Consider the following 8,954-nt stretch of genomic DNA (forward strand, 5'->3'; position numbering starts at 1 on the left):
AAGCATTTCTCAGCCGACATTGCAAGCAGGAAATTCTGGAGGCAGGCAAGCGTTAACTTCTACGTGCTGACAATGTACATTGAAACGCAAAAGACGCCCTTGCGGGCGCCCTAAACGCTAATTGTCGTCTGTTTCTCTCAGCTGCATGCTGCTATTTATGGGAGCTTACGGTCTCATTCTCGATCTGTAAATAATGGCTTTGCGCCGACTGCCGCCCGCTAACGAACAAGTCCGCTGCCCGAGCCGCAGCAATTACTGGCGTTCCCGGATGCGGCTGCTTCATCTTCAGGTCGTTCACTTCGATATCCCTGACATCTTCCAGACGAAGGGCGGGACCTTGCCGCGTTTCGATTCGAACATGATGCAGCTCCATGCCCTCCACGTGCTTGCACAGCATGCCGTCTCCCGCCATGATGAGCTTCTCGCGCACCATGTCCGGCTCATCCCCCTGCTCGGCGGGATCTGTCGTCATCTCGATGTGTACGTGGCTTAGCTGCACATCCCGGATCGGCATCTCCGGCAAGCCGTAGATGAAGCCCGCCGAAGCGCGGCTGCGTTTGGCCGTCACTTGATGGATGCGCACATGCTCAATAACAGGCGTGCTTTCGGTGACGGCAACCGCATCGGGACTCGAGATCAGCGGATTGCTTTCATCCACGCCATGCCGGTAGAACGAGTTGATCGTTAACGGACAGAACACGTCCTCCATATAAATGTTGCTGACTAAAATATTTTTAATGTATCCGCCCCTGGCGCGGTTCGTCTTCATGCGGATGCCGCGATCCGTACCGAGGAAAATGCAGCCCGTGATCACGACATTGCGAATGCCTCCGGCCATTTCGCTGCCGAGCACAACGCCGCCGTGCCCTCTGAGCATGGTGCAGTTCGTGATCACGATGTTCTCCGACGGCTTGCCTACTCGGCGTCCGTCTTCGTCAATGCCCGATTTGATGCACAAGCAATCGTCGCCAACATCGAAGAAGCTGTCCGAGATGCGCACGTTCATGCAGGAGTCGATGTCCAATCCGTCGCCGTTAGGCGTATCGCTTGGGTTTTTGATTTTAACGCCATGGACATGTACGTCCTTACAATATACCAGATGCGTATTCCAGAAAGGCGAGTTCTGCAGCGTCACACCTTCCAGGCTCACCTGCTCGCAGTCGATCAACTGCAGCAGGGGCGGCCGCAAGAACTGGGAAGGCCACTCTACGATGTTGCTTTTTACCGTTTCCCTCAAAGCAGCATTCTTGGCCGAAATTTCCCGCGTCAGCGCATTTTCCACCGTTTCGCCTTTACGCAGTTGACGATTGACTTGCCACCAAGCTTGGCCTTGGCCGTCGATGATGCCTTGGCCTTTAATGGCGACCTGCTTCAACCCTCTACCGTAAATTAACGGCGAGATGCCGTAGCACTCATACCCCGACCAACGGGTCGGAACAACCGGATACTTCTCGAAATCTGTATGGAAGACGAGGAGGGCGCCTGCCTCCAACTCCAAGGTCATATAGCTGCGAAGCTCAATTCTTCCCGTTACGTAAGTCCCGGCAGGGATCACTACGGTTCCGCCGCCATTTGCCCCGCACGCCTCAATTGCTGCGGCAATCGCCTCGCTGTTATCTGTCGCGCCATCGCCGACAGCTCCAAATGCCGTTATGTTGTAAATAGCCATAGGATGCTCCTTATACCGTCTGTTTCACGAGAGACTCTACTTCCACACAGGCCATAACAAAAGCCCCAACGCCATGCAGGTCATTCTCGCTAGTAGGACGGGTCACATAGTTCTCGTAGTCGCCGGCTGACGTTCCGATGCAGATTAGCGGCAAAATGACCCGCTCTTGCTCATCGAATTTCAACGTGCGGATTAAGCCTTCATAGCCCTTCACAGCTGCTTCCGCGCACTCACCGCCTACAACGCCGTGCTTAATCGCTTTGGCAATCGTATACACGAACAGGCTCGTGCAGGAGGTTTCCAGCCAGTTATCCGGCTGATCGCCTTTGTCAACGACTTGATACCACAGTCCGCTTTCCGCATCCTGATAACGGATCAAGGCATGAACGAACTCGCGCAAGGAGTCGACCAAAGCTTCGCGCCCCGGCTCATCGGCAGGCAGCTCATCCAGAAACTGAGCGACAGCCAAGCCGTACCACCCCAATGAACGGCCCCAGAACTCCGGCGAGCAGCCGGTTTCAGCGTTCGCCCACGGCATTTTGCGGCTCTCGTCCCAAGCATGGTACAGCAGCCCCGTCGCATCGTCTTTCATGTATTTGCGCATCAATTCTTCCTGATGCAGCACGGTATCGCGCAAAGCAAGGTCGCCGTAGGCATTGGCATATTTCAGCGAAAAGACACCGGCCATATATAAGCCGTCGAGCCACATGTTGTAGGCATACTTGTCTTTATGCCAGTATCCGCCCTCGGACGTCAGGTTCAGCGTGTCCAGCAGATTTCTCAGCTTGTCGGCAGCGATCCGGTATTTGCTGCGCCCGGTTTGGGCCTCCAAACGGAACAGCAAAAGACCGGCTTGCACCGCATCCAGCTCATCGCGAGCGAAGAACAGGTTGCCGTTCTCGTCGATCAAACCGTCAACATAAGCCTGAATGTAGGCGTCATAGCGATCGTCCTTTTCGGCTTCCCACAGCATCTCCATCCCGCATAAAAATACACCTTGATGATAATGCCAACGCCCGGCAGGCGGCAGCTCCATCGGTGCGTACGTGCTCATAATGGAATCGCAGGCAGCCCGCGCCCATTCCATTGGCGATTTTGCATAAACATCAGTCATAGTAAGTTTCCCTCTCTCTATTCCTATATGGATTTGTGAATTAACGGACGAATGCCAACTTGCATCAGCATGACGAAAACGAGGATCCAAGGCAGCAAGACATGATCGGCTCCGCTGGCCATCCCCATGAAAAGGAGCACTCCCGCCGCACGCCCCATATTGATGACACTCTCGCGAATGACGATCGATTCGATCCGGAAGTTCTCTTTAAGCGGCAATTCCCCGATCAACTGATAGTAATGTGCGGTGTAGGAATTGGCCTGCAGCGGTTTAAACAAGGAGGACACGCACATGAACACAATCACGGTCCACAGGGAGATGTCCCACAGCAGGAAAACCGAGGAAACCACGAATCCCCAAGCGGATATGGACAAATAGGACCGGGTCGAGGACTCGCTTCCCGTCTTCGACAGCACATAGCTTGAAAGTATCGATAAGCTTAGAAAAAATGCGTTTAAATACCCCACCCAAGATTCTTGAGGCAGCACTTGAAAAAGTAAAATGGCCGGCACGTACATCATGATGCCTTGAGGCAGCCCGATAATAAACCAGCCTAATAACGATTTGGTGAAATCAGGGCGTTTCTTCAGCATCAACCCTGTGTACTTGAGATAATAAGCCGTATGATGGGTTGGCTTCTTCTTAATATGCAAGCTGAGCAGTGACGCCAGGACAAACATAAAAGAGGAAAGTCCAAAGACGAACATGTACCCGTTCCATGCTGAAAAGCTTGCAATGATCAGGCCCGCCAACGCCGGCCCGGATAAGTTCGCCACATGCGTAACCATCGCATTCCAGCCCAAGTAATTGTGACGGTTCCCATTATCCGTAACATCGGAAATCATGGTGAAATTGCCCAGCCAGTAGAAAGCGGTAGAAACCCCTTTTAACACAGCAAACCAAATATAGTAATCCACCATGCGTTCCTGAGCGACAAGAATGAGAATGTATAATAAGGCGGTTAAATAAATGCCTGCTCTGTAAGCATATAAGCGGTCTCTGATTTTGGCGATTTTGCCAATGTAGATCGTAGCTACCGGCGCAGATAAGAGCATAATCAGCTGGAAAGCGCCGTTGATCCAAAGGTCGTTGGTCAGCTTCCACAAATAAAGAGAGATGAAGACGCCGGCCAGCGCATTGCCGAACTGATAGATGCCATGATTGAGCAGAGTGCTTTTGGCCTGCAGGGATAATTGCTTTTCGCTTTTTACCGTCATGCCGCCGTCCTACAGCTTCATGCTCATGAAGCCGTCAGCTTGCAGGCGGGGTGCTTCAAGGCCGGCAAGCCGGTAGCAGACGGAGCGGATCAGCAGCGCCTGCGTTCCGGCATTCATGTCGCCTTCCACTTTGCCGCCGCCAATGTGTACGGCCTTCGGCATGCCGGGATAATGCTCGCCCGGCTTGACCTGAGCCACATTCGGCGCTGTCGGCGAATGGGCAAGCTCACGGGAGAAGCCCCCGTCTGCGCGCAGCAGCTTCTTCATGTTCGCCAGCGTAATCCCAATGATTTCGCGCAGCTCTTCTATCGGTATGTCCAGCTTCATATAGGAAAGCAAATGAATCGGATTGCGGATATAGCACATATCCGCCGCTTCCTCCTGCCTTAGCGCCTTAAGGATGCTTTCGTAAATGCGATCCTCTCTCGGCAGCGGCACCTCGAAGCGGTCATAGAAAATGTGCAGCTTGAACGTCCCCGATATGCGCACATAGTAAGAGCCTTCGCCCCATAGGCCGGTCTGCGGGTCCTGCGTCTGCGCGAAGAAATCGAACGCAGTCCGCGCGTAAGCCGCCCTGCGCTCCGCAGGCTCCACCTGCTGCACGTACACGCTGGAGGTGGACTGCCGGTCGCAGCCTCGCCAGCTGTTCACGAGCGGCACCGACTGCAGCCAGGCCAAATAGCTTTGCGGCGACTCCATGTAAGCCGGCGCTTGCTGCGCCTCGTAAGGCAGCGGATACAGCGGCTGCCCGCCTAGCTTCCTAAGCGCGCCCACGCTGTAGGAGATGGCCCGCGACACCATCACTTCATCCTCGCGCATAAGCGGATTCGCATCATAGAAATAACCCGAGGAGGCATCCTGCTTGTTCTGAAAAAAGCGGATCAGCCCCCGCTTGATCTCTTCCGGCAGGCTGTTTAGTAAACCCAAGCGTTCAAGAATATTGAGCGCTTGGGCCGTCGATTCCATGTCAGGCCCATCGCCGGACAGCTCTTTGGAGCTTTTTGCGTAATAGAATCCGCCGTTTTCCGCATCGTACTGGCCTTTCAGCCAGTCATTAAAGCCGGTAAACAATTCATCCATGTCAGCAAGTAGCTGGCGGATACTCTCGATGTGCTGCGTATGCGTCTGCATGTTGGGATTCCTTTCTTTTACCCTTTAATGGAACCGATCATAGCTCCTTTAGCAAAATGCTTTTGCAAGAACGGATACACCAGCAAGATCGGTACTGTCGCTACGACGATAACCGCCATTTTGATGGATTGCGCAGGAGGCGGAGTCACGCTGTCCAAGTCAATGCTGTGATCCATGCCGCTCGCGAGAACGACAATTTGTCTGAGGAGAACTTGAATCGGCCACTTGGCACTCTCATTCAAGTAGAGAATCGCGCTTAAGTAAGTGTTCCAATACGTCACTGCATAAAAGAGGGAAATCGTAGCGATTGCCGGCAGCGACAAAGGCAGAACAATACGGAACAAAATACCAAAGTCGCTGCAGCCATCGATTTTCGCGGACTCTTCAAGTCCTTCCGGGATGTTTTGAAAGAAGTTTTTCAAAATAATCAAGTTAAACGCTGAGACGGCCGTCGGTAAAATCAATGCCATATAGGAATCGATCATTCCTAATTCTTTTACAACCAAGAACGTTGGCACCAAACCGCCGTGAAACAGCATCGTGAAAACAACCAGAAACATGATCACTTTACGGCCATCCACATCTCTGCGGGATAAACCATACGCCATCAAGGCGGTGATGAACATCGAGATTAACGTTCCGAGCAGCGTCGTCCAAATGGAAACGCCCATCGCTTTAAAAATCGTATTCGTCGAAAAAATAAACCGGTACGCCTCAATGCTCCATTCCGTTGGAATAATAACGAACTTTTTCGCTGCCATCTCCGCGCTGGTTGTAAACGACCCTGCTACGACATGCACAAAAGGAATCACCGTGACCAATCCAATAAGGGTTAACAACAAATAGTTAATGGCGCTAAACATTCGCCCGGCTAATGATCTATCTTCTACCATGGTGAATCCTCCTAAAAGTTTTGCCCCAGCAAAACGAACTTCGTAAATCTTCTAGTACACGCCTTCTTCGCCCATTTTCTTCGCAATGCGGTTCACAATCATGACAAGAACGAGTCCGATAAATGATTTGAACAACCCGATTGCCGCGCTGTAGCTGAATTGGCCTTGTTTTAAACCAGCTGTATATACATAAGTATCAATGATCTCCGCAACATTTCGGTTCATAGAGTTAAGCAGCAAGTACACATGTTCAAAACCGAGTTCGAGAACCGCACCAATTTTCAAAATTAGCAAAACAATAATAACGCTGCGTAAAGCCGGCAGTGTAATATGCCACATTTGACGAAGTCGTCCTGCCCCGTCCATACGCGCAGCCTCATACAACCCAGGATCAATGGAGGCAATCGCCGCCAGATAAATAATCGTCCCCCAGCCTGCTTCGCGCCAGATGACTTGAAGAATGTAAATCGGTCTAAACCATTCCGGAGCTAATAGGAAATTAATTTTCGCAAATCCGAAATATTCAATAATATCGTTGATAATCCCGCCATCCATAGTCAGCATAACGAAAGAGATCGAAACGATGATAACCCATGACATAAAGTGCGGCAGGTAGACGATCGTTTGGAACGTTTTTTTGAAAAAATCCCCTCTCACTTCATTCAGCATAAGCGCCATAATGATTGGAATCGGGAAATAGAACAAGAGATTCATGACGAACAAAATTAACGTATTGCTCAAAATATTCAAGAAATCAGGCTCTGTAAACAGCCTCTGAAAATGCTCCAGCCCTACCCATTCGCTCCCGCTTACCCCTTTGAAGGGCTTATAATTCTGGAACGAAATGATCAAGCCGTACATCGGGATATATTTAAAAACGATAAAATACAAAATGCCCGGCAGCAGCATGACATAGATCCATTTGTTCCTCCATAGCCGCCTGCTGAGCTCACTGCTCTGCTTCCTTTCCACCACGCTTTGCACAGCTTGTACTTCCTGCATAATTCTCTTCCTTTCCCGATGCTTCATTAAAACGGGAAGGCTGCTCCTGATGACCAGCAGCCATCCCGCTTAGAAACCAGTATGATTTCTTTATTTCTTTATTTTCTTTATTTCTTGGTCACGCCTTATTTTTTGTATTGTGCGTTGTATTCTTCGATGATTTTGCTGCCGCCGCGATTTTTCCAGTCCTCGATGGCTTTATCAAAGCCGGCTTTATCAATGTTGCCGTAGATGTATTTGTTCGTTGCATCTTTGATCACGTCTTGCAGTTGAACGCCTTTTTCCAGGTTTGTTTTGGAATCAAGCGCCGCTACAGGGTCCTGCACCGCGAACTTCAGATTCGCGATTTTCAGCTCATCCGCTTTGCCTTGAGCAGGGATCGTCGGAATACCTAGATATCTTCCAGTTGTATCTTCATCACCAATCGCTGCGTCTGTGAACGGCTTCACTTCACGCGTCCATTTCTCTTCATCCAGCTTTTTCGCTTTGCCGTCGATAACGCTGTAGTTCACGTCTTTGATGCCCCAGTTTGCCAGGTTCGCTACTTCAGGCGTCATCATTTTGTCAAAGAAAGCTAATATTTTTCTCAGCTCAGCTTCGGTTTTGATCGCGGATTTAGGGAAAAGCACCACGTTCGCATACCCCGGAAGCGCCCATGCGGCGAATTTGCCGTCAGGACCTGCAACCATGCTGTGTACGTCTACAACGGCTGTTGGTACGTTTTTGATCAGATCTTTATTCAGGGAGGAGACGTCTGTCATCGCACCGATGTACATGCCTGCTGTACCGTTCGTGAACAGTTTCTGTTGGTCCGTTTTACTTGTTGCTGCAAAGTCTTTGTTCATCAGACCCTCATCGCGCAGCTTTTTGAAGTAATCCATCGTTTTCACGTATTCAGGGAACATGAACTCCGGTTGCAGCTTGCCGTCTTTAACGCCCCAGTTGTTCGGAACGCCCATCCAGGCCGCTGCGGTTTTGAAAGCGCCGTAGACAAGATCGTTACGATCCGTTAGGCCGATCGTGTCTTTTTTGCCGTTGCCGTCCGGGTCGTTCTCCGTGAATGCCTTCGCCATGGCGTACAGTTCTTCCATATTTGTCGGCGGCTTCAGGCCCAGCTTATCTGCCCAGTCTTTGCGGTAGATGAGACCTTGACGGGCGATCTCTACGCCGCGGTACAGCGTGTACAACTTGCCGTCTACTTTTGTATTGTCATTCGTTGTGGATTTCAGCTTGCTCAAGTTCGGGAAGTCTTTCAAGAGCGGTCCGATTTCCCAGAATTGACCGTCGCGGATGGCGGATTTCATCTGAATGAAAGTCGCTTGGTTTTTCAGGTACGTTACTTGCGGCAGCGCGCCTGTCGCGAACGTTGTATTCAATTTCTCCTCGTACGTATCCGCCGGGAAGAATTGATACGTCAGCTTCGTGTTCGTTAATTTTTCGAGTTCTTTAATGATCGTATCCGGTGGCGTTTGAGCGGTGTTCAGCGGCGCCATGATTGTGATCGATGTTGGCGTGTTGTCAGCTGTTGCTTGCGGCGCCTTTGTACCGGCTGCTGCGTTCGTAGCTGCTGGAGTGGCCTTGCCCCCATCTGAACAAGCTGCAAGCGCGAAGCTGGATACGAGCAGAATGCCAAGTGGAATCGAGACTAAATTTCTCTTCATATTTGTTTGACCTCCGTGAATTGTTTGTTTGCTACAATTTCTACAGTAAAGGGTCTTATATAGGTACCGAAATAATCATTTACTCATTTAGCCCAGTTCTACAGGGGATGTGAGATGATGATTATTAGCTGGGCAGATGATTATTGCGGGCGGGGATGAGCTGGTATCGGGTGATGGATAAGGCGTTGTGGAGGCTGCGGGGTGGTGAGCAGGCGGATTGGGCGCTGTCTGGGACGCCGGCGAAGCAACGCGCGCGGGAGGTGGGAG

8 protein-coding genes are annotated in these 8,954 nt (G+C 51.0%); all 8 read right to left on the reverse strand.

The features are described 5' to 3' along the window. Positions 1 to 151 precede the first annotated feature (151 nt). The gene (locus AC3WRW_RS11225) at positions 152 to 1,669 is read right to left on the reverse strand and encodes a glycoside hydrolase family 28 protein (protein ID WP_492546401.1); all 1,518 of its coding nucleotides are present in this window, start codon (positions 1,667 to 1,669) and stop codon (positions 152 to 154) included. Between the two features lie 10 nt (positions 1,670 to 1,679). Continuing rightward, positions 1,680 to 2,783 (reverse strand): glycoside hydrolase family 88/105 protein, encoded by a 1,104-nt coding sequence (locus AC3WRW_RS11230; protein ID WP_492546402.1) that lies wholly within the window; start codon positions 2,781 to 2,783, stop codon positions 1,680 to 1,682. Positions 2,784 to 2,806: 23 nt separating this feature from the next. Next, the gene (locus AC3WRW_RS11235; protein ID WP_492546403.1) at positions 2,807 to 4,000 is read right to left on the reverse strand and encodes an MFS transporter; all 1,194 of its coding nucleotides are present in this window, start codon (positions 3,998 to 4,000) and stop codon (positions 2,807 to 2,809) included. Positions 4,001 to 4,009: 9 nt separating this feature from the next. Further along, positions 4,010 to 5,131 (reverse strand): hypothetical protein, encoded by a 1,122-nt coding sequence (locus AC3WRW_RS11240; protein ID WP_492546404.1) that lies wholly within the window; start codon positions 5,129 to 5,131, stop codon positions 4,010 to 4,012. A 17-nt stretch (positions 5,132 to 5,148) separates the two neighbouring features. Further along, positions 5,149 to 6,024: a carbohydrate ABC transporter permease gene (locus AC3WRW_RS11245; RefSeq protein ID WP_492546405.1), complete on the reverse strand. Its 876-nt coding sequence runs from the start codon at positions 6,022 to 6,024 to the stop codon at positions 5,149 to 5,151. A 51-nt stretch (positions 6,025 to 6,075) separates the two neighbouring features. After that, entirely contained in the window at positions 6,076 to 7,026 is a 951-nt protein-coding gene (locus AC3WRW_RS11250) for an ABC transporter permease (RefSeq protein WP_492546406.1), read from the reverse strand. A 125-nt stretch (positions 7,027 to 7,151) separates the two neighbouring features. After that, positions 7,152 to 8,687 (reverse strand): extracellular solute-binding protein, encoded by a 1,536-nt coding sequence (locus AC3WRW_RS11255; RefSeq protein ID WP_492546407.1) that lies wholly within the window; start codon positions 8,685 to 8,687, stop codon positions 7,152 to 7,154. A gap of 87 nt (positions 8,688 to 8,774) precedes the next feature. After that, the coding region (locus AC3WRW_RS11260; RefSeq protein ID WP_492546408.1) for a hypothetical protein at positions 8,775 to 8,954 on the reverse strand (180 nt) is incomplete at its 5' end.

This window comes from Paenibacillus sp. FW126-R14 (assembly GCF_058789495.1).